We start from the raw sequence: 22,586 nt of genomic DNA, 5'->3' as shown, positions 1-22,586 counted from the left end.
TCTTCTCATCTTTTTTAATAAGAATCTTCTTGGTGATGAGCAGTGTAGAAATCTATGCGTAGAAGCCCTATTGTGGTTTTCCACATTCCCTTTAGGGACTTGATCCAGGACAATTGCACACCGCGATCGGGATCATAAAAAGGACCATGCATGCTGTTTAGAGTGCTGACGATAATGCTGTTTTTCGGCATTTCAACCGCCGATGCTCGCGAGTGGACCATCGGGGTCTTGGCGTTGCGTGGCAATGCACAAGCGCAAACTCATTGGCAACCACTGGCTGAGAGGCTGAATCAACAATTACCCGAGGAGCATTTCCAGTTATTGCCCCTCGATTTGGCGGCGATGAAAACAGCGGTGGCGCAGAATCGAATCGACTTCTTACTCACCAATCCGGCGCAATATGTGCAGATTGACAACCACTATCCTTTGCGTTGGTTGGTTTCGTTACGGTCCAGCCATGAACCCGACAGCACCAGCCGAAATGTGATTGGCAGTGTGATTTTGGTGCGTGCCGACAGTGATATCTATCACCCACAAAATCTGATTGGTAACGATGTCGGTGCCGTGTCGCCCGAGGCGTTTGGCGGATACTTATTAGGCTATAAAGCGTTGCGCGATGCGGGTTTTCAGCCCGAACAAGACTTTCAGTTACGTTTCTCTGGCTTCCCCGTTGATGCCTTAATCTACTTGCTGCGTGATCGCGCTATCTCCGCCGCCATCGTTCCCACGTGTTTGCTAGAGGATATGCAAGCCGAAGGATTGATTCATGCCGCCGATTTTCGGCCATTGCTGGCAAAACCGGCAACAATCCCCTGCCTGACCAGTACTGAGCTGTATCCTAATTGGTCGTTTGCCGCATTATCACAAGTGCCGGATAAATTGGCTGATAATGTCACTCGAATCTTACTCAGCCCCGCTGGTCAACCGGATCTCCTGTGGGGCGCGGCCTCCTCCACCAGCCAGGTCGAAAGTCTGTTGCGTTCGGTCAATCAACATCCGCAGCAACCGCAATTTTGGCAGCAGATAGTCGATTGGGCACAAGCGCATCGACTATTGATTGCCGTTATCACATTGATTCTACTTTTATTAGGTGCCAATCATATTTGGGTCGCTTTCCTAGTGCGCCGCCGTAGCCGCCAGTTAGAGCAGTTGCATCAGCAGTTAAGGAGCCGAGAGAATGCCTTGGAACACGCGCAGCGCCTGAGTATCTTGGGGGAAATGGCCTCCGGATTTGCGCATGAACTAAACCAGCCACTAAGCGCCATTCAACACTATGCTGATGGCTGTGCTATCCGCCTACAACAAGAACAACCTGACCACCCCTTATTGCCGATTTTGGGGCAAATCACCCACCAAGCCCAGCGAGGAGCAGATACCATCGCTAATCTGCGCCTGTGGGTGGGGAAACAGCCTGCCGCTCACTCGGCGACTAAACCTGCGACCCGCACCCTACCATTGCATGAATTACTGAATCATCTTTGGCAGTTACTCGAGGCCGAGCGGCATTATCCTCACTGCCAATTCCATGCGGATCTTCCACTGTCATTAACGTTACATTTGCCTCCCACCTTGATCGATCAAGTGTTATGTAACCTGATCACCAATAGCTTGCAGGCTGGCGCACACCAGCTATGGTGCCGCGCTTATCAGCATGCGAGCGGCATCACAATAACATTGCAGGATGATGCAGGCGGCTTAACGAAAGAGCAACTTAGCCAACCTTTTACCCCTTTCCGCTCCAATAAAGATGGCGGTTTAGGACTAGGTTTGGTGATTTGCCAACGATTAATTCGCAGTCAGGGCGGTGAATTAGCACTGCTTAACCTCATCGCGGCTAACGGCAAAATGGGGCTGCAAGTCACCCTAACTCTCCCCCCTAACTCACCTAAGGAGCTCACTTTTGTCAATGATTCACTTGGTTGATGACGATATTGCTGTCACCGATGCTTGCCGTTTTTTGCTCGAAAGCCTTGGCTACAAAGTGAAGGCATGGCACGACGGCGAACGATTTCTGGCGCAGGCTGATTTGCATCAACTCGGCGTGTTGCTGCTGGATATTCGTATGCCGCAAATAGAGGGGACGCATGTCTATGCACAGATGCGCGAGCGAAACAGCACACTCGGCGTGATATTCCTCACTGCGCATGGCGAGATACCGCAAGCGGTTGAGCAAATGAAATTGGGGGCGGTAGATTTCTTGCAAAAACCGGTGGCAACTGCCCCGTTGATGGCGGCCTTACAGCAAGGTTTACTGCAATCAGAGTTGCTCTGTACCCGTCGACAAGTCCAACTGCGTTATGCCACGTTGACATCGCGGGAACAAATGATCGCGCAATGGGTCATGCAAGGATTAATAAATCGCGATATCGCTGATAAAGCCTGTGTTTCCGTCAGAACCGTTGAAGTACATCGAGCCAAAGTCATGGAGAAGATGGCGGTTAACAGTTTGGCTGAATTGGTCAGTCTGCTCAAAACTTAACATAACCATACTGTTTTTAGGGATACGTTGCATTTTATCTGTCTAAATGTTAAACGAAGAACATAATAAATGGCTTATTAGTGCGGTCTTTTTTCCAGTTGCACACCAAAAATGCGACAATAGTCTATTCTAAACCACTGATGAGACAGTTAAACAGGTTGGCATGGACTGCCCATCAAGATTCGCTAATGCACACATGTCCGCCAGCAAGATTAATCGTTAACTGTCCGAATAAATGACATTGATGCTGAGAACAGATATGCAAGTTCCTTCTTTTGATCGCTCACTACTGCACCCACGTTATTGGCTGACTTGGTTCGCCCTAGGTATCCTTTACCTCTTGGTCCTGCTCCCCTACCCCGTTATCTACACGATAGGGACTGCCCTTGGCCGTTTTTCTATGCGTTTTCTCAAACGGCGCTTACGGATAACTCGACGTAATCTGGAACTTTGCTTTCCTGACATGCCGCAAGCAGAGCGTGACGAACTGCTGGTTAAGAATTTTGAATCAGTGGGAATGGGGCTGTTTGAAACCGGCATGGCATGGTTTTGGCCAAACTGGCGCATTGAGCGCTGGTGTCGTGTCAGTGGGCTCGAGCATATTCAGAAAGCGCGTGATGAGGGAAAAGGCGTTCTGTTGATCGGTTTACATTTTCTCACCCTAGAACTGGGTGCGCGTATCTTTGGCATCTACAACCCCGGCATTGGTGTCTACCGTCCCCATGATAATAAAGCCATGGACTGGATTCAGACTTGGGGTCGAATGCGTTCCAATAAAGCCATGTTGGACCGCAAGGATCTGAAAGGCATGGTCCGTAGCCTAAAACAAGGCGAGATTATTTGGTATGCACCTGATCACGACTATGGCCCACGCAGTAGCGTTTTTGTGCCGTTGTTTGCTGTCGATCAAGCCGCAACGACCACCGGCACTTACCTGTTAGTGCGAATGGGTAAACCTGCGGTGATTCCATTTACCCCCAAGCGCTTACCGAATGGGAAAGGTTATGAATTGATCTTGCAGCCGGCGGTTGAAAATATCCCGTTGGAAGATGAACTCGCAACGACCGCTTTTATGAATAAAGTGATTGAAAAAGAGATTACTCAGGCAACTGATCAGTATATGTGGCTGCACCGCCGTTTTAAAACACGTCCAGAGGGCGCACCTTCGCTCTATGAATAGCAGAACTTATACCGAAATGTAATAACACAAGTGATAATGAGAATTAGTCTATATCAGTTTATTTGATATAGTCTGTCAGTATTATCCGCTATAAGAATAGTAGGTATCTGACAGATAATTAAAAGTAATTAATCCTAGTTATTATATGGTTATCTTCTCTCTCAGGGGGGATATCCAACGTAGATGTATATCCAAGCTAATTGGGATTTTTGGCAGGCACCGACAGACTTACACACAAGAGTTAATGATTTAGATAATAAGAGCAGCTCACAACACTGCAACTTCAATTAAGAAGGAAATACACATGCTGGGAAGTTTAAATCTCTGGTTCACACGCTTAACGAATCATCAAGATGGCGGCAAACTGTTATTGCGCCTGACCTTTGGTATTTTGATGCTGTTCCATGGCGTGGCAAAAATTCTGCATGGCACCAGTTGGATTGCTGAATCTTTACAGGCGCAAGGTATCCCCGGTTTCGTTGCTTATGGCGTTTATATTGGTGAAATCTTAACCCCAGTGCTGATTATTTTGGGTCTATTCACGCGCCCTGCGGCATTTATTTACGCGGTTAACTTGTTGGTTGCAGTACTGATGGTCGGCACCGGTAAATTCTTCACTCTCACTCAAGTAGGTGCATGGGGTTTGGAAAACGAAGCCATGTACTTCCTCGGTGGCGTTGCCATTATGTTGCTGGGCAGCGGCCGTTATTCGATTACCAAAAACGAAGCGTATCGCTAAGTACGAATTGCCCCTATTGAGCCACTCCACTTAATGTGCGAGTGGCTTTTTTTATGTGCTTTCTGCATCAGATATCATCCCTTAGCAATCATTTATTTCTGTTTTGCATAAGCCGAATAAATAAACTTCTCAATTCTAAACTGGCCTCCCAATTTAACAAAAATCAGCATTATCTTGTGAGTGTCACTTCCCCATAAGCACACATTTAGCAAGTTAACCGTTTTCACCTTACGCTTTGCCCCTTCCCCCGACCTGACGCATTCATCTGTATCAGTGTGATCCTCGATAAGAAAGCTGAAAAAATAATCATATTCGGTTTTAACTGATTGATAATTGTTATGAGTATCGACTTTTCATCTAGAAATACGCTATAACCCAGAGTGAAAATATAAAAATGACGTTTTTAATGCGTTAAATTCATATGAGAAGACATTATGCAAACCTCTGTTAAATCTGAAGGTAGCCGAACGTTCTTTGGCCACCCTTACCCGCTCAGCGGACTCTTTCTTTCCGAAATGTGGGAGCGATTCTCGTTCTACGGTATTCGCCCGCTATTAATTTTATTTATGGCCGCGACCGTTTTTGACGGTGGTATGGGCCTGCCTCGTGAACAAGCCTCGGCAATTGTTGGGATCTTTGCCGGTAGCATGTATCTGGCGGCCTTACCCGGTGGTTGGCTTGCCGATAACTGGCTCGGTCAACAACGCGCAGTCTGGTATGGCTCGATTCTGATTGCCTTGGGCCATTTGTCTATCGCGCTTTCCGCCTTCTTTGGCAATGACCTGTTCTTTATCGGTTTAGTGTTTATCGTGCTCGGTACGGGGCTGTTTAAGACCTGTATTTCGGTCATGGTTGGAACGCTGTATAAACCAGGTGATGCTCGCCGTGATGGCGGATTCTCCCTGTTTTACATGGGCATCAATATGGGGTCATTTATCGCGCCGCTGTTGTCTGGCTGGTTGCTTAAAACCCACGGCTGGCATTGGGGCTTTGGTATCGGCGGGATTGGGATGCTAGTGGCATTGCTCATCTTCCGTTACTTCGCTATCCCTTCAATGAAACGCTATGACGCCGAAGTCGGGTTAGATTCAAGCTGGAATAGACCAACGAATAAACGCCAAGGTGTGGGTAAGTGGGTGACCGCCATTATGGTGGTGGTGGTTGCCATCATCGCAATGGTCTCGCAAGGGATAATCCCCATTAACCCCGTGCTGGTGGCGAGTCTGTTGGTTTACGTCATTGCCGCCTCAGTCACACTCTATTTTGTCTATCTCTTCGCCTTCGCTAAATTAAGCCGTCAAGATCGCGCGCGGCTCTTCGTATGCTTTATTTTACTGGTTTCAGCGGCCTTCTTTTGGTCAGCATTTGAACAGAAACCAACCTCATTTAACCTGTTTGCGAATGACTATACCGACCGCATGATAATGGGTTTTGAGATCCCAACCGTTTGGTTCCAATCCATTAATGCGCTGTTTATCATTATCTTAGCGCCGGTATTCAGTTGGGCATGGCCAGCATTAGCGAAGAAAAAAATTCAGCCAAGCAGTATCACAAAATTCGTTATCGGTATTTTATGTGCTGCTGCCGGTTTCGCCGTAATGATGTATGCGGCTCAGCATGTGCTTAACAGCGGTGGCGAGGGCGTTTCTCCTCTGTGGCTGGTGATGAGTATCTTGTTACTGACGCTGGGTGAACTTTGCCTTAGCCCTATCGGGTTGGCGACCATGACGTTACTGGCACCAGACAGAATGCGCGGTCAAGTGATGGGGTTATGGTTCTGTGCCAGTTCGCTGGGTAACTTGGCGGCGGGTCTCATTGGTGGTCATGTTAAGGCCGATCAGCTTGATATGCTGCCAACCTTGTTTGCACGTTGTTCAATTGCGTTAGCCATCTGCGCGGCAGTGCTGATATTGCTTATCGTGCCAATTCGTCGATTGATGAATAACACTCAAGAACAAAAAACCGCTTGATGGTGAAAGTGCAACCTGCATAAGTTAGCAGGCAACAATTTTCATCCTATCCAGACGGCCCTTCTTTGGGCCGTTTTCTTTTATCCGACAGTACAATTTTTTAGCCATTAGTACATATATAAGCGTTTGCTGGGATGGTTAGTTCATTACATCCTGACGGTTAGATTCAACTTTACCGTTAAGACTGAACAAGTTACCAGTATTGGCGTTGGCTTTTATCTCTGCGTTTCTATCAGCCGCTTTAATTTCTTTTCGCGATGGTATGTCTGTTTTTGCACTATCCCGTTGTTGAGTTATGGCTGTTAATTCATGTTTTAAACCCGTCAGCGCAGCCATTTTCTGTTCTTTCATATTAGAACTTTGTGCGTTTAACGTTCTGATCATACTGTCAATTTGTTGAGTAAGGACATCGGCAGTGTTTTGGGTGATTTGGTTATCCATTTTCGTAAAAGTGTTGCTATTTTTAATTTCTTTCATCATACCGGCCAATGATTTCATATCAGCTTTATGAAAACGATTATCAACCTTTGTGTTACTGGACGCGGTGGTAATAGCACTTCTGAGGCTTGCGATGTTGAAGCTCATGTTGACTCCTAATAATATTCATGTGAATGGATTAATTAGGCGTAATCATGAATAAGTCGCCAACAATGATCTTTCATAAATCGATTCTAAGCTGAATGCCTATTAGGTGAACTGCTTGCTTTAGCAATATCGGAAAACTTAGTCGGCTGAGATGGTATATCAAGGTTGCCTACTGTTATTCATACGGCCCATGCTGGGCATCAATGGGTAGCATAAAAGTATCAACAATCATTGACAGCGGAACGTCAATTACCGTGATGTACTTCCACGGCCCTTCACGCATGTCCCACTGCACGCCGGGATAATATTGATGCCCATGGCCCTGCCCCGGCACCGTGCGGCTGATGATACTGCCACATCCCGTCAATAGGGTCATGCCGACGAGTAATAGCGTTATACGGATGACGCTTTTTGTCCGCTGTATCTGTTTAACCATGGGGCTCACGCAAACGCTCTTTTAGATTGATAGAAAATAGAATGATAGTGAATAAATTGATAGAAAAAACGAGCGATACAATCATGTATGCCCGTTTTTAGTCAACGATACGATAACGAAAATGCCATTACTTCGCGGCGGGAAACGCCTTCATATTGTGTGCGAGTTGACGATAATACCCATTCCAGATTCGGTACTGCTCAGGTTGCTGCCAGACGTGTTGATGCAAGCGAGAAATCAATACCGGATCGCTGAGCAACTCTAAGCGCTGAGATTTAGCCAACTTATCCGGCCCTGCTTCCAGAGCTAGCGCCACACGCTCGGCGCGAACTTGCTCAATTATCGCGCGAGTATGATGGCGAGCCGTTGCCATCGCACTGGCTAACGCGTTATACGATGGATTCATCACGGCATGGAAGAAACCATTTTTCAGCGCCCGCTGGTGATTGAGTTTCAAATAAGTTTCCGTCGCCAACAGTTCTCGCGGCGGATCATACTCTTCCGGAATCAAGAACAGTTTTGCGCGCTTGCTGGCCAGCCCCAGAGTACGGCGGCTAGACAGGACAGAGACTATCGGGGATAGGATCAGCGAGAAGACAATCGGGGATAGCCACCACAGGAACAGCAGATCCAGCCAAGCCACACCACCAGCCCAAACCACACCGAGCAGCAATTGGGGGCCATGGCGCACCATGGCTTCACTCCACGGCGTTGCATCATCATCGCGCTGCGGTGAATTCCATTGTACTGACCAGCCGAGGAACGCACTGACCACAAATACTGTGTGGAACAACATTCGCACCGGTGCCAACAACACGGAGAACAGCATTTCTGCCAGCATGGATAACAGCAGACGAATCGCCCCACCGTACTCTTTCGCCCCTTTTGCCCAGATCAAAATGATGCTGAGTAATTTCGGCAAGAACAGCAAAACCAACGTGGTGGAGAACAACCCAATGGCTAATTCTGGCCGCCACTGGGGCCAAACAGGGAACAACTGCCGCGGTTGCAGGAAGTATTGCGGTTCCATCAGGGTATGGACGACTTGCAATGCGGTACACAGCACCAAGAACATAAACCATAAAGGCGCAGACAGGTACGACATGACACCGGTAAGGAAGACCGCACGATGAACCGGATGCATCCCTTTCACCAAAAATAGGCGGAAGTTCATCAGATTGCCGTGGCACCAGCGGCGATCACGTTTCAACTCATCTAACAAGTTAGGTGGCAATTCTTCGTAACTGCCCGGCAGATCATAAGCAATCCACACTCCCCAACCCGCACGGCGCATCAAAGCCGCTTCAACAAAGTCATGTGACAAGATGGAACCGGCAAAAGAGCCTTCACCCGGCAATGGCGCCAAAGCACAATTTTCAATAAAGGGTTTCACCCTGATGATGGCGTTATGGCCCCAGTAATGGGATTCACCCAACTGCCAATAATGCAGGCCAGCCGTAAATAAAGGACCATAAACCCGCGTTGCAAATTGCTGGATACGAGCGTAAAGCGTATCCATGCCAGAGGCTTTCGGCGCAGACTGAATGATCCCTGCATTCGTGTTGGCTTCCATCAGCCGCACTAACCCCGTCAGACACTCGCCACTCATCACGCTATCGGCATCCAAAATCACCATATAGCTGTACTGGCTGCCCCAACGGCGGCAAAAGTCATCGATATTGCCGCTTTTGCGTTTAACTCGGCGGCGACGACGGCGATAGAAAATACGACCGTGACCATCGACATCACGGCACAGCTCCAGCCAAGCCTTTTGCTCTGCAACACAGATATCAGGATCATAGCTATCGCTCAGGACATAGATATCAAAGTGTTCTAGCTGGCCAGTGGCGGCAACGGATTCGTAGGTCGCACGTAAACCGGCAAATACCCGTTCCACGTCTTCATTACAAATCGGCATAATCAACGCCGTGCGATGGGCCGGATTGAGCGGCTCGTCCCCTTTGATGGTGGACGAGATGCTGTATTTATCTTTGCCAATTAGCAGTTGCAAGAAGCCCATTAGCGCAGTCCAGAAGCCCGCTGACACCCAGCAGAACAGAATCGCGAACAGGATCAAAATGCCCGTTTGTAACAGATATGGCAGCAATTGCATCACTGAAACCAACCAGTTCTGTTTCCAAATCTCAAAGGGGTCGAGGAGTGCCCAACCCTGATAAGGCAGGATGGTCTTCATATAGCTGGTCGCAATGGCGGTTTGCAACACGATCAGTATCAGCAAGATGTATCGACGCAAGGACCCGACGCTACGCCATTTCTTTTCTGCTGCCGCCTGCTCGTGTGTTGTCGCACGAGATACCGGTGTGCGGCCCAGTAAAGAATCCCAAAAGCGACCAACAGGATTGGTTCGCCATGCCTGCGGGGCCATGCTAGTGCGTTTGATAGGCGGCGTGGCATGAATCACCGTGCGCCCTTCGCTATCTTTCCCCAGCACCTTGTCGCCTTTAACGGCGTCCGGCCATGCCGCTTGCAGACGAGCATTGACGGATACCAATGCGCTGTCATCTTCAGTAAAAACGGCATGTTCTGGTGTATCAGCCGCCAGTTGTTGATGCAAAAGCGACATCGCATCCACGCGGCTATCGAGCAGAACATCTTCAGGGAAAGCGTCACGTAATGCCCCTTGCTGCTGCGCAGTCAGGGGCAAGTCCGCCATATAATCCTGAATAGGAGATTGAGTTAACTTATTCATTGGCAGGTAACTGATAGCTCCAAGTTTCGGTCAGGGTTTTATCACCGTTAGCCAGCGCTGCGCGCATTTCTATTGGTTTCTTCGCATCCTTAACTTTCAACCGCAGTGTTAAACGCCAACCTTTGGTGACGGGGTTATAGCGCACACTGTTTTCAATCAGTTCACCGTTATCATCAAGACTGACCTGAGACGCTAACGGTGTTTTCTCATCAAGTGCTTTCAATGCTGGGCCAACAAAATCAACCAAGAACGCGACGCTGCCGTCAGGCTCACGAATCAAATTCGACTGTTTAACATCACCCGTTGAGCGCAGTGTTTGTTTAACGTAGCCCACATCAGGTGAATGCAATTTCTCTTCATCACGGGTGAAGTACAGGCGGTAATTTAGGTCGAGTGATTTTTTCGCATCGGGCAACACGTCAGGATTCCAAAACGCGACGATATTATCGTTGGTTTCATCCGCCGTTGGGATCTCTACCAACTCCACTTTCCCTTTGCCCCAATCACCACGAGGTTCTACCCAAGCACTCGGCCGCAGATCGTAACGATCGTCTAAATCCTCATATTGCGAGAATTCACGCCCACGTTGCAGCAGACCAAAGCCTTTCGGGTTTTCAACGGTATAGGTACTGACAGACAGGTGTTTTGGATTATTCAGCGGTCGCCATATCCATTCGCCATTACCGGCATGAATAGAAAGGCCATTGGAATCATGTAATGCCGGACGGTAGTTCAACACAGTAGAGGGTTGGCTTGGGCCAAACAAGAACATGCTGGTTAACGGCGCAATCCCTAATTTCTCCACTTTATCGCGCAGGAAAACTTTGGCTTGCACATCAATAGTGGTATCGCGCCCTGGATAGATAACAAACTTATACGCGCCAGTGGCACGTGGGGAATCCAGCAACGCATAAATCACCAAATGTTTATCATTAGGCTTAGGTCGCTCAATCCAAAACTCACGAAAACGCGGGAATTCCTCACCGGAAGCCAATGCGGTATCAATTGCCAGCCCACGAGCAGAAAGGCCATAAACCTGACCTTTACCAATCACGCGAAAATAGCTAGCACCGAGCATACTGACAATTTCATCTTTCTTATCCGCTTTATTAATCGGATAAAGCACTTTGAAACCGGCAAAACCTAGATTTTTAACGGCATCAGGATCGTGCTTCACTGAACCAAAGTTAAAATAATCAGGGCTATAACTGATAGGTTTGACACTGGTTGCCGTCACTTCGTTAATCTGTACCGGCGTGTCAAAATACATTCCTTGATGATAAAACTCTAACTTGAATGGCGTATCCAGCTTAGTCCAATACGATTTGTCGTGGTTAAACTGAATCTGTTGATAATCGGCAAATTTCATCTCGCGAAATTGCGAAGGAAGGTTGCTTTTCGGCGCGTCAAAACTTTTACCTGCTAATGCTTGCGCCTGCTTGGCAACATCATCGAGCGAAAAAGCCATGGCCTGCGAAGCAAATAATGACAGCAAGAGCGTGACCCCCAACCATCTGGTTTGGTTTGCTCCGGCCTGTTTTAACACACGATTTACATTTGAAAAAATATTAACTTGCACATCTCCCCCTAAATCATAACAGCCAAATTATTGACGGTTTATCCAATAGGCCAAGCAGATAAGCTCAGGTGATTGTTATGTCCGGCGTTATGCTGCCTGCGTATTGCGCAAACCCGTGGCTAAGCCACAAACCTGGTAACCCAGATTAAAATACACTATGGAAAATTATTAACCCTTATAGTAGTGTTTCTCGCCGTACTGATCCATTAATAACGTATATCGTTATCAACGATATGATTGCGATTAAAAAGCAATGCTCAAAAAACCAATACGTTATTCTATTTCTGATAGCAACTTGCGAATAAGTATGAAAAAAAGCACTAACCAAAGAGAGTACTTTCTAGACGCTATTCGCGCCTATTTGATGTTACTCGGCATTCCTTTTCATCTTTCTCTTATATACTCTAGTCATCATTGGGCGGTTAACAGTAGCCATCCCTCACTGGTATTTACTTTACTGAATGACTTCATTCACGCCTTTCGTATGCAGGTGTTTTTTGTTATTTCCGGCTATTTTTCGTTCATGTTATATCAGAGATATGAGCGTCGCCGTTGGCTGCAAGTCCGCTTGGAGCGGGTGGTTATCCCTTTACTGGCCGCTATCCCTATTATTACTTTACCGCAATTTTTCCTTCTCAAAAATTATACCAACAAATTACAAGATTGGGATTCATTTACAATTTATCAAAAAATAAATATTGCTATTTGGGAATTTATTTCACATTTGTGGTTTTTACTGACACTCGCATTACTGACGGGTATCTGTTTTTATCTGTTTAGTAGAATAAAGAATAACCTACATTCTATTCCGGCCATGATAAAAGGAATGAATAATATAGGAAAAGTCTCACTACAAGTGTTTCTATATGTATTTATCTATTCCATAATACGCAGAATAATATACCTACTTAACCCTGAAATACTCTTTAATAGTATCTTTAACTTTACTGTTATGGAGACGCTATTTTATCTTCCGTTCTTTCTTCTTGGTGCCTATAGCTTTATCTATCCACCACTCAAACAAGTATTTCTTAAATTCTCACCCGCCGCATTATTCGTCTCATTGTTGTTATTCGCAGCTTACTTTGCAAATCAACATGCTAATACTGCTGAATTTTTTGCCTTTGAACTGGATCTCATCATCAAGGCATTGATGGGCGTGAGCATGACCAACGTCGTTTTTGCCCTTGGCTACAAACTCGTCAACTATCCCTCACCACGAATCACTTATTTGGTGAATGCATCACTGTTTATCTATCTGGTACATCACCCATTAACCTTGATTTATGGCGCATTCGTGACGCCGCATATTGGCAATAACGGCCTTGGTTTTTTCGTTGGCATGGTGTTTGTTTGCCTCATCTCGTTCCTACTGTATGAGATTCATCGTCGAATTCCCTTACTTAAATTCTTATTTTCGGGCAGAGCACCGCAGCAAACTGCGTGATCAAATTATTATTCAAACGAATAATGTTATTGCTAAGTGATATTGATATCTGAATACCGCTTGCTTAATAAACCCGCTACACTGATTAGCCGTCATGTGATCTACCATCATATCGATGCGGGATGGCGAATGCCTTACTGTACGTTCTGCTTGCAGAGCCACTATCCTGTAGATTCCTTATCAGGATTTGTTTCACTTGCTGTGACAACAAAAGAGGAATTGTGATGACGAAACAAACTTCTATTGAGAAAAATCCCGAATCTGAGACGCCAACTGTCACTGAATTCACCACCTTGTTGACCTTGATTGGTCGACTCAGTGGCGCATTAGACGGTGCAATCACGGGGAAAGATCGCAGTATCTTAGTCCACGAGCTTTCACAACTTTCTGTCGATAACTTGCCTGAACAAGAAAAAGCAGTGACCGCTGAAGCATTGAAACGGGTGTTAGCAACCCTGAAACGCGACTAGTTCTATCAACAAACGCTCACCCTTGATTCCCCGCTGGGCGATTAAAGGTGAGCGATCTCTTCCTTCTTCCCTTCTCACTCTTCCCTTCTCACAGAAGTACTCTGCGATACAACAGTTCAATCCCGTTACTTAACACGTTGAATTGGGTCATATCCTCCCATCGTCCCCCATAAATCTGTGTATAATAATTTTGCATTAACATTCGCTAGCCACCCATTTGCCTAAGTATTACTTCAGGAGAATACCCACCTTGAACGCCATCACGATAAATAGCCTCTTTTTGATCGGCGCAGTGCTGGTGGGTGCCAGTATTTTACTGAGTTCGCTCTCGTCACGGTTAGGCATCCCTATTTTGGTTATCTTTCTGGCGATTGGGATGCTGGCAGGTACAGATGGGATTGGGGGTATCGCATTTGATAACTATCCGGTTGCATATTTAGTCAGCAACCTTGCATTAGCCGTAATATTACTCGATGGCGGAATGCGTACTCGAGCCTCTTCTTTTCGTGTCGCTTTATGGCCTGCACTTTCTTTGGCAACCATTGGCGTCGTGATCACTGCTGGCCTAACAGGAATGGCCGCAGCTTGGCTATTCGATTTGGATATCATTCAAGGATTATTGATTGGCGCGATTATCGGCTCAACAGATGCCGCCGCTGTGTTTTCGTTGTTAGGTGGCAAAGGGCTTAACGAACGCGTTAGCGCCACGCTAGAGATTGAATCAGGCAGCAACGATCCGATGGCTGTCTTTTTGACCATCACCTTGATTGCCATGATTTCAGCCGGTGAAACTAGCCTGAGCTGGATGTTCTTGGTGCATTTGATTCAACAGTTTGGTTTGGGAATTATCATCGGGTTGGGCGGCGGTGGGTTACTATTGCTACTTATCAATCGGATTGAGTTGGCAAACGGGCTCTACCCATTACTGGCGGTCAGTGGCGGGATTTTAGTTTTCTCACTCACCACCGCAATGAACGGCAGTGGTATTTTAGCGGTCTACCTCTGTGGCTTACTGCTCGGTAACCGCCCGATCCGTAACCGTGCCGGCATCTTACAAACATTTGATGGGCTAGCTTGGCTCAGCCAGATTGGTATGTTCCTCGTCTTGGGGCTGCTCCTTAATCCAAGCGAGTTACTGCCAATTGCGATACCAGCGTTAATTCTCTCATTGTGGATGATTCTGTTCGCTCGACCGCTCTCCGTTTTCATCGGTCTGCTGCCTTTCCCAAGTTTTAATCTACGGGAACGAATCTTTATTTCATGGGTGGGTTTACGCGGCGCCGTGCCCGTTATTCTGGCCGTATTCCCTATGATGGCCGGCATTCCCAACGCAAATTTATTCTTTAATGTCGCCTTTTTTGTTGTATTGGTATCACTGCTGTTGCAGGGCACCAGCCTGTCCTATGCGGCGCGTAAAACAAAATTGGTGGTGCCCCCCGCATTATCACCCGTGGCGCGAATTGGTTTAGATATTGATAAGAATAATCAGTGGGAGCAGTTTATTTATCAACTGAGTTCCGACAAATGGTGTATTGGTGCCGCCTTACGCGATTTGGAAATGCCGCATGAAACACGCATTGCTGCGCTATTTCGTGGCAAAGACTTGTTACATCCGACGGGCAGTACCCGCCTGAAAGAAGGCGATATTCTATGTGTCATTGGCCAAGAGCATCACTTACCGGCACTGGGTAAACTCTTTAGCCAATCTCCTAGCATTCAGTTGGACGAGCGTTTCTTTGGTGATTTCATTTTGGAAGCCGATGCAAAACTCGATGATATCTCGCAAATCTATGGCCTCAATCTGGAACCCGGTGTCGACAAACAGCAAACATTGGGTGAATTTGTCCTTTATCTTTTTGGTGGCGAACTGGTTATCGGCGATCAGATTGAGTGGGATGGTTTGACTTGGACCATTGCTGAAATGGATGCTGAGCGTGTCGTCCGTGTGGGGGTGAAAATCGTTACCGATAAAGCCTGATGCTGCCGTTAGCGTTGCTGCCGTCACCGTTGATAGGGCGCTAACCCTCTCTTTTGATTAGCGCACCCGACTTTTTGATTAGTACCCGACGACAATGACGCACGTGACTAAACGCGGTTTGGCTTAATTCGATTAACCAGCACGATCCCCACACAGACGAGTATCAATGCAACGGCATTTTTCCATTCTAAAATGCTTTCGTTTAGGAATATCGCAGAAAGCACGGCACCCGATACTGGGATGAGAAAATTGAACGGCGCGACCATCCCTACCCGATTATATTTCAGTAACAAGCTCCACAACGCAAACGCCGCAGAGGATAGCAGGACCAAATAAGCCAATAGCAATAAGGCTCGCCAATCGACATCATTTAAATGTCCGCCAAAGAGATACCCCCCAACCGTTAACACCAATCCGCCAATCGCTAACTGATAACCGGTCATTACTGTGGTATCCATGGTTTGCGAAATACGTTTTCCATAAATACTGGCTGCTGAAAGAATAAATGCCGCTAGCACGACAAAGCCTTCCCCCATCAGTGAAAAATTAAAATCCATTAAATCTGAGCCAAAGTTCACCACCATGACACCCGCAAAACCCAATATGCATCCGATCACTTTATTGAAGGTTAGCCGATCATTTTGATAAATATAATGCGCCAATAGCACACTGAAGAATGTCCCTGTCGCATTCATAATGGAGCCTTTAACCCCAGTGGTGTATGCAAGACCAATATAGAAAAAGACATATTGCAGCGTTGTTTGAGTCAGCCCTAGAAGCGCTATTTGCTTATATTGGCCCTTTTTGAGGCGGCCAATCGCCTTACCACTGACCATCGCCACTATCAGCAGTACCAGTCCAGCTAAAAGAAAGCGATAGCCGGCAAACACCATTTTGCTCGGAATATCATCAGGGGCGATATGGAATAGCGCATAACCATTTTTTATCGCAGGGTACGCACTCCCCCAAAGGAGGCAACAGAAGGTCGCCACGAGGAATACAAATTTTTTATTGGTAAAAAGCGGAGAACTGCGGTCCACGTGAACATCCTTTTCGAACAAGAAAAATGAAATAATGTTTCGTTATAACTATTCTCTATCAAAAAGTCTCGCCTCACGTCACTTTTCTCTTAAAAACATCTCGATAATCACTCCTTTCGCACTTATTGAACATGCGAGTCAAAAAATAGATTGTTCCGTCGCTCTTCATTCACAAAATAATCATACTGCACATCTTTTCTTCATTGGATATTCATACAGTGGCCCTACTCGTTCAATGTTTGCACTGATAGACATAGATCGTGTACGATGCGTACTATAAATAAATAACTTTGGTTTTCATTATGTTAAAACTATTTAACGTAAAATTTAGCAGTATGCCCGAAAGAAAGTTGGACGAAGTTTTCACACTGCGGAGAATAACGTTCAAAGATCGCTTAGATTGGAAAGTGACTTGTATTGATGGTAGAGAAAGTGATCAATATGATGATGAGAATACTCATTATATATTAGGTACAGTAGAAGACACGATTGTTTGTAGTGTCAGATTTATTGAAATGAAACATCCAACAATGATTACAGGTCCATTCTCTCCTTATTTTACGGATGTTAATTTACCTATTGAGGGCTTTATTGAATCCAGCCGATTCTTTGTTGAAAAGGCATTGGCACGAGATATGGTCGGTAATGATAGCTCACTGAGTACTGTCCTATTTCTGGCAATGGTTAACTATGCTAGAAGCCGCGGATATAAAGGTATTTTGACTGTAGTAAGCCGAGGAATGTATATACTACTGAAGCGTTCAGGCTGGAATATCACTGTTTTAAACCAAGGTGAATCAGAAAAAAATGAGGTCATCTACCTACTAAGCCTGGGGGTCGATCTTGATAGCCAACAGAAGCTCATCACTAAAATATGCAAAAAGCATCACGTACAACCTGAAATTCTTGATAATTGGCCGTTAGCCATACCTGATATTATCAAATAGGTTTAATTAATTTCAATTCAATGCCAAGCCTAATTGCATGCTTGGCATTCAATACACCGAGTTTTCTGACCACATTGCCAATATGAAATTTCACTGTACTTCTTTTAATTTCTAAAATAATGGCAATCTCGGAGTATGTCTTGCCAACACTGGCCCAGTAGAGAATCTCATTTTCTCGAGGAGAAAATATCTCTCTCGGCTTACCACTTCTTTGTAATTCATTGTTTGCATTGAAATCTTGCCGATACAAGCCCAACATTTTGTCATGCGTCAAGATAAGCAACATTTGAATTTTTTCTTTATGAGTTTCAATACTTTCATCAAAAGAAATGCTGTCATCACTCCCATTCGAGATGTTCAATGTGGCCATATTATTGTTATTATCGTGAAGAACAAAAGTATAGCCATTAATAATGTTATATTCTCTCGCCAAGTTAAACACAGCGGAGTCAGTTGATTTTTTATTGATAACTGAGTTGTCATCCCAGGCAAAAGGTGCAACGTTATCTTTTGCGGTCAAAATGACGGGATCGATGAGGTGGTAACTATTTTGCCTGTACTTCTTCACCCAATCTAACGGGTAATTAGAAATAATAGCCGGGTGCAAGGGTGTTTTCTTATTCATGACAAGATACGAATAACGAAGGTCACCATAGGTTTTTATTCTTCTTTGAATATAGTTTTTAATGTCTTCATTAATACTTTCATTGTCAAAATAATCAATTATCATAACAAACCAATTTCACCCTTATACATCCTGCAACAATACAATTTTATTACATTGTTTTCAATACAATTCAGAGTATAACTAGTCTTACAGATATTCCTCAAATGAGCAGAAACCGCCTAATAAAATACTGAAAACCTAGACTAAAGGTTAGTTTTTAAAACTAGACCTAAGGATAGCTATTATTATAGCCCCATGTTAATTAGACTGTTTTTGCTTTAAAAAATTAGCTTTTAATATAATGAACTAATATCTTAGCGCACAAATGCGAAGAAAGTTAGTCTGCAAAGAATAAAATTTCGCCAATACCAGGGGACTTTCTCAGTCCATTAGTACCGCTTTACCCCAGCCATCTAGATGCCCTTACATTTAGATGGCCGTAATCGTTAATCCCCATCATTCAACTTCCGATTATGTCTGTCACCCTTCTTCAATCTGCCTCTGCAAAATGCTGCGTTTTCTTTGCGAAAGTTAATGCCAGCACATGATATGTGACAGGTTACATCGCCAAATATTGCACATAAATCAAACAGTCAGTAAACGCAATCGAGCGATATTCTCTAATTACCATTGATAAATATTCTTTTTACGCATATAAACATTAAACTTATTTATGTAATCTTGGTAAACTTGACTTAAGTCATGTCCCTAACCGAAATTAATCGTATGATAAATCAACGGTTATAATGTTTCCCTGGTGTTGGCCGAATTGGCATCCCTTACCAAATGAGATTGGTAAGGGTTTTTTTTACCTAAAATTCGAGGTGGGAAGAGGCTAGGAGGCGTGTTGCATCATCCGCGCTAATGCCAGCGCTTGAATAATCACCGCACGATCGACGTCAGGATTATCACTGTCCAGTAACTGCTGCCAGATGGCGATGGCTTCCACGTAGCGCCCATGGGTAAATTGATCAGAGGCTTGTAGCATAAGCGCGGTGTATTGCAGTGGCTCTTTTGCCAACGACTGTTGTAACCAATAAGCCACCTCTTTGGTCATCTTTTTATCCGCTTGGTAATACAGTACGGTCGCCCGAGCAGCGTCCAGAACCGCATTTGCACCCTGTAGTCGTTCTGCCTGCTGTAAGGCAAATAGCGCATCGTCAAACTCATTTCGATACAAATAATGTTGAGCCAAACTTAGCCAACCCCCCCCGTTATCCGGTGACTGTCGAATACGCTGTTGTAACCGGTATAAGGTCGGGTCGTCACTTTGCTTATCCAGCATATTATTTAAGCGCATCGCTTCTTGTTGCCTTAGCACTTCCTGTTGTAGCAAGGTAAAGCGGCCCAGATGTTGATATCCCAACAGCATTAGGCTTAATACCACCAGTGTGAAACCCACAGGCCAACGCCAACTGATACGGCCATATTGGGCAAACCAAGGCCAACCAATTCCAGCCAGAATCAGCAACAACATGAATGCCAACCCAATAGCCAACACCATTAACGTGGACCTTTTATTGTTGAAGAGGATCGGGTGCGTATTCGCCACACTAACCCCACCAGTAATCCCACCAGCAACACACCTGGTCCATACCAAAGCACGAGCGTTGTTCCGCGTAAAGGGGGTTGATAGCGTACAAAGTCACCATAGCGTTGCGTCATCAATGTCATGATTTCTGACGAGCTGTGCCCTGCATCGACCAAACGGTAGACCTCTAAACGTAAGTCCTGCGCAATGGGGGATGTTGACTCCAGCAAATTCTGATTTTGACATTGTGGGCAACGCAGCTCTTTTGCCAGTGCCAATGCTTGCTGCTGATGCTGAGGTGAACTAAAGGTATAGGTATCCACCAGATCGGCTGACGCCCATGCGCAGAAGAACAGGGATAACATCAACACTATTATTCTCATGATCCCCCCACTTTCGTCGATTTCACCAACAACGGCATAAATTGTTGCTGCCATATCGCAGGGGTCATCTCACCGGCATAGCGTTGACGAATCACCCCAGCAGCATCGATTAGCCAAGTTTCAGGCGTACCATAAACCCCCATCGCCAGTGCTAAAGTGCCTTGAGGGTCATACACACTTTTTTGGAAAGGATTGCCGTAGCGTTGGAGCGTATTCAATGCCGCCTGACGTTCATCTCGGTAGTTCAATCCATAAAACTGTACGTTCGGATGCTGGCGAGCTATCTCACCCAATGCAGACATTTCTTGTTTACAGCTAGCACACCAACTGGCCCACACATTGATCACCGTGACTTTACCGAGCAGTTGATCTCGCGTCATGCGCTGTTCAGGTCGCTGCAATTGTGTGAGCGAAAAGTCAGGAAAAGGCAATTCATTCGCTGCTAACTCGATGCGATGCGGATCGCGTTTTAAACCACCGTAAAGCACGATGCCTAATAATAAAGCCAGTAAGGGGACAATCAACCAAGGCCAGCGCTGTTTCATCCTTCCTCCCCTATGCCATCATCACTCTGCTTTAATCGGTGCCAAAGTGCTAATGCGCCACCCAAGACCATCATTAATGCGCCCCCCCAGATCCAACTCACCAGCGGCTTATGATACAGACGTACGCTGTATTCTCCTGATCCCAAGTTATCCCCCAAAACCGCATAGAAATCAGCCAGCGGACCACTGGCGATGGCAGGTTCAATCATCAAGGTTTCACGCACGGTATAACGCCGTCGTTCTGGTAATAGCAAGGTGATCGGTTGCCCCTGTCGGCTGACCAGAATATGTGCCCGTTCGCTGGTGTAATTTGGGCCAACCTGCCGTTCAGTTTGGCGATAGGTAAATTGGTAACCTGCCAACGTAATTTGCTCACCGGGGGACATGCGACTGCCCTGCTCCACTGAGTGATACGACGCAAACAACATGCCCAATAAACTGACGGCGACACCACCATGTAACAGCCAAGAACGATATTGTATTGTTGGTGCAAATAGCGGGGCCAGTAAGGCCCAAAGCGCCAGTGCGACACCCGGTATCATGCCGACTTGCCAGGATGATGCCCCCAATCCCGAACTGAGCAACGCACCGATAATCGCGAGCAAGGCCGGTATCGCAAGCCGCCAAAGTGCAGCTTTAGGGCTTTGTTGCCATCGGGCGAAGGGCATGATGCCCATCAGCAAAAGCAGTAGGAGGACAACGGGGGTTAACGTCTGATTAAAATAAGGTGCGCCGACAGACAACGAGCCCAAACCTAATATGCTAAATATCAGTGGATATAACGTGCCAAGGAGGACCGTGACCGTTGCCACAGTGAACAAAACTAACGCCGCTAGTAGTAACGCTTCCAGTGAGAACACGCTAAAATTAGCCGCGCGATGGTTCCCCTTCACTCGCAGCGCAAACAGGGTTAACGAGGCCAACGTGACGATACCAAACAGTGCCAGCAGCGCCTCACCTCGAGCGGTATCGACGGCAAAAGCGTGTACCGAAGTCAACACCCCAGAGCGCACGATAAAGGTGCCGAGCAGGCAAAGTTGGAATGTCACCAGCCCCAACAAAATGCCCCAATGATGATATAAACCGCGCCGCTGGCTGATCGCCAATACATGTAATAGTGCGGTGGCCGTCAGCCAAGGCAACAAGGACGCATTTTCCACGGGGTCCCAAAACCACCAGCCGCCCCAACCCAGTTCACTGTACGCCCACCAAGCACCCAATAAGATCCCCATGGTCAGTAAACACCAAGCTGCCAATACCCATGGGCGACTATAGCGCGCCATACTTTTCCCTGTTTGCCCCTCGAGCAATGCTGCGATTGCGAACGCAAAACTGATGGCAAAACCGCTATACCCCAAATACAGCAAGGGAGGATGAAATATTAGCGCGAGATCTTGCAGCATTGGGTTCAAATCACGCCCCTCCGCCAACGTGGGGAATAAGCGCTCAAACGGATTCGAGAAGAAAAGGATAAATAGACTCAAGATAACGAGTAATCCACCCATAACACCCTGCGCTCGGGCAAAAAAGCGCAGCGGAAGATGGTGGCGAAAACAGGTTAACGCGGCGCTCCACAAGCTCAACGCAAAAAGCAGGAACAGCATAGAACCTTCATGCCCGCCCCATATCGCCGCAATCTTGTAAAACAACGGCAATTGGCTGTTCGCATGCTGCGCAACATACAGAAGTGAAAAATCATCAGTAACAAAGCACCAGCCAAGTAAAAATATCGCCAATGCCAAGAATAACGTCACGCCATAACTGAACGACGGTAACCAATACAACAAGGGCAACCGCCGCCCAAGCACAGCAATAAAAGGCACACAACTGAGCAAAAGCGCCAATGACGCCGCAGCCAGCAATGACAACAGCCCTAATTCACCGATCATTTCAGCCCACT

19 protein-coding genes are annotated in these 22,586 nt (G+C 46.3%); 9 read left to right on the top strand and 10 right to left on the bottom strand.

The genetic code is table 11. The features are described from left to right. Positions 1–150: 150 nt before the first annotated feature. The 5 genes from ttrS (at position 151) to BN68_RS02580 (ending at position 6,368) form a co-directional block, all read left to right on the top strand. Positions 151–1,923 (top strand): tetrathionate respiration histidine kinase TtrS, encoded by a 1,773-nt coding sequence (gene ttrS, locus BN68_RS02600; RefSeq protein ID WP_019209588.1) that lies wholly within the window; start codon positions 151–153, stop codon positions 1,921–1,923. Continuing rightward, positions 1,901–2,479 carry a tetrathionate respiration response regulator TtrR gene (gene ttrR, locus BN68_RS02595; RefSeq protein WP_019209587.1) on the top strand — a complete coding sequence of 193 codons (579 nt, stop codon included), beginning with the start codon at positions 1,901–1,903 and terminating at the stop codon, positions 2,477–2,479. Before ttrS ends, ttrR begins: the two co-directional genes overlap by 23 nt. A gap of 259 nt (positions 2,480–2,738) precedes the next feature. Beyond that, entirely contained in the window at positions 2,739–3,659 is a 921-nt protein-coding gene (locus BN68_RS02590; protein WP_019209586.1) for a Kdo(2)-lipid IV(A) acyltransferase, read from the top strand. A gap of 304 nt (positions 3,660–3,963) precedes the next feature. Beyond that, the gene (locus BN68_RS02585; protein ID WP_019209585.1) at positions 3,964–4,398 is read left to right on the top strand and encodes a DoxX family protein; all 435 of its coding nucleotides are present in this window, start codon (positions 3,964–3,966) and stop codon (positions 4,396–4,398) included. A gap of 434 nt (positions 4,399–4,832) precedes the next feature. Further along, positions 4,833–6,368: a peptide MFS transporter gene (locus tag BN68_RS02580; RefSeq protein ID WP_019209584.1), complete on the top strand. Its 1,536-nt coding sequence runs from the start codon at positions 4,833–4,835 to the stop codon at positions 6,366–6,368. A 138-nt stretch (positions 6,369–6,506) separates the two neighbouring features. Here the strand turns inward: BN68_RS02580 and BN68_RS02575 are convergent, their stop codons facing one another. From BN68_RS02575 to BN68_RS02560, 4 genes are all read right to left on the bottom strand, one after another. Further along, positions 6,507–6,953, bottom strand: coding sequence for a hypothetical protein (locus BN68_RS02575; protein ID WP_019209583.1), 447 nt, complete (start codon positions 6,951–6,953; stop codon positions 6,507–6,509). 175 nt (positions 6,954–7,128) lie between these two features. Continuing rightward, positions 7,129–7,389 carry a YceK/YidQ family lipoprotein gene (locus BN68_RS02570; RefSeq protein WP_042806491.1) on the bottom strand — a complete coding sequence of 87 codons (261 nt, stop codon included), beginning with the start codon at positions 7,387–7,389 and terminating at the stop codon, positions 7,129–7,131. Positions 7,390–7,516: 127 nt separating this feature from the next. After that, positions 7,517–10,099 carry a glucans biosynthesis glucosyltransferase MdoH gene (gene mdoH, locus BN68_RS02565; RefSeq protein WP_019209581.1) on the bottom strand — a complete coding sequence of 861 codons (2,583 nt, stop codon included), beginning with the start codon at positions 10,097–10,099 and terminating at the stop codon, positions 7,517–7,519. After that, positions 10,092–11,567, bottom strand: coding sequence for a glucan biosynthesis protein G (locus BN68_RS02560; RefSeq protein ID WP_226720526.1), 1,476 nt, complete (start codon positions 11,565–11,567; stop codon positions 10,092–10,094). The genes mdoH and BN68_RS02560 overlap by 8 nt, the downstream gene beginning before the upstream one ends. 418 nt (positions 11,568–11,985) lie before the next feature. Between BN68_RS02560 and mdoC the strand changes: the two genes are divergently transcribed. From mdoC to BN68_RS02545, 3 genes are all read left to right on the top strand, one after another. After that, on the top strand, positions 11,986–13,125 hold the full coding sequence (mdoC, locus tag BN68_RS02555) for a glucans biosynthesis protein MdoC (protein ID WP_042806375.1): 1,140 nt from the start codon (positions 11,986–11,988) through the stop codon (positions 13,123–13,125). 224 nt (positions 13,126–13,349) lie between these two features. After that, complete coding sequence (locus tag BN68_RS02550; protein ID WP_019209578.1) at positions 13,350–13,595, top strand: hypothetical protein; 246 nt, start codon at positions 13,350–13,352, stop codon at positions 13,593–13,595. A 250-nt stretch (positions 13,596–13,845) separates the two neighbouring features. Beyond that, positions 13,846–15,573 carry a potassium/proton antiporter gene (locus BN68_RS02545; protein WP_019209577.1) on the top strand — a complete coding sequence of 576 codons (1,728 nt, stop codon included), beginning with the start codon at positions 13,846–13,848 and terminating at the stop codon, positions 15,571–15,573. A gap of 107 nt (positions 15,574–15,680) precedes the next feature. Here the strand turns inward: BN68_RS02545 and BN68_RS02540 are convergent, their stop codons facing one another. Further along, the gene (locus BN68_RS02540) at positions 15,681–16,613 is read right to left on the bottom strand and encodes a DMT family transporter (RefSeq protein ID WP_019209576.1); all 933 of its coding nucleotides are present in this window, start codon (positions 16,611–16,613) and stop codon (positions 15,681–15,683) included. Between the two features lie 302 nt (positions 16,614–16,915). Here BN68_RS02540 and BN68_RS02535 point away from each other — a divergent pair, with 302 nt between their 5' ends. Further along, on the top strand, positions 16,916–17,560 hold the full coding sequence (locus BN68_RS02535) for an acyl-homoserine-lactone synthase (protein WP_019209575.1): 645 nt from the start codon (positions 16,916–16,918) through the stop codon (positions 17,558–17,560). Here BN68_RS02535 and BN68_RS02530 read toward each other — a convergent pair. The 5 genes from BN68_RS02530 to BN68_RS02510 all read right to left on the bottom strand — a co-directional run bounded on the left by BN68_RS02530 (position 17,553) and on the right by BN68_RS02510 (position 22,575). Further along, on the bottom strand, positions 17,553–18,290 hold the full coding sequence (locus tag BN68_RS02530) for a helix-turn-helix transcriptional regulator (protein WP_019209574.1): 738 nt from the start codon (positions 18,288–18,290) through the stop codon (positions 17,553–17,555). The two genes, BN68_RS02535 and BN68_RS02530, sit on opposite strands and share 8 nt — an antisense overlap. A gap of 772 nt (positions 18,291–19,062) precedes the next feature. Then, positions 19,063–19,731, bottom strand: a complete 669-nt coding sequence (locus BN68_RS02525) for a TPR domain-containing protein (RefSeq protein WP_019209573.1) — start codon at positions 19,729–19,731, stop codon at positions 19,063–19,065. After that, a complete protein-coding gene (gene nrfF, locus BN68_RS02520) occupies positions 19,731–20,141 on the bottom strand; it encodes a heme lyase NrfEFG subunit NrfF (RefSeq protein WP_042806374.1) in 411 nt (136 codons plus the stop codon). Before nrfF ends, BN68_RS02525 begins: the two co-directional genes overlap by 1 nt. Beyond that, positions 20,138–20,686, bottom strand: a complete 549-nt coding sequence (locus BN68_RS02515; protein ID WP_019209571.1) for a DsbE family thiol:disulfide interchange protein — start codon at positions 20,684–20,686, stop codon at positions 20,138–20,140. Before BN68_RS02515 ends, nrfF begins: the two co-directional genes overlap by 4 nt. Then, entirely contained in the window at positions 20,683–22,575 is a 1,893-nt protein-coding gene (locus tag BN68_RS02510) for a heme lyase CcmF/NrfE family subunit (protein ID WP_019209570.1), read from the bottom strand. The genes BN68_RS02515 and BN68_RS02510 overlap by 4 nt, the downstream gene beginning before the upstream one ends. Positions 22,576–22,586 lie beyond the last annotated feature (11 nt).

It is taken from the genome of Yersinia massiliensis CCUG 53443 (assembly GCF_000312485.1).
Taxonomy (GTDB): Bacteria; Pseudomonadota; Gammaproteobacteria; order Enterobacterales; family Enterobacteriaceae; genus Yersinia; species Yersinia massiliensis.
This window is presented reverse-complemented; position numbering and strand designations above follow the sequence as displayed.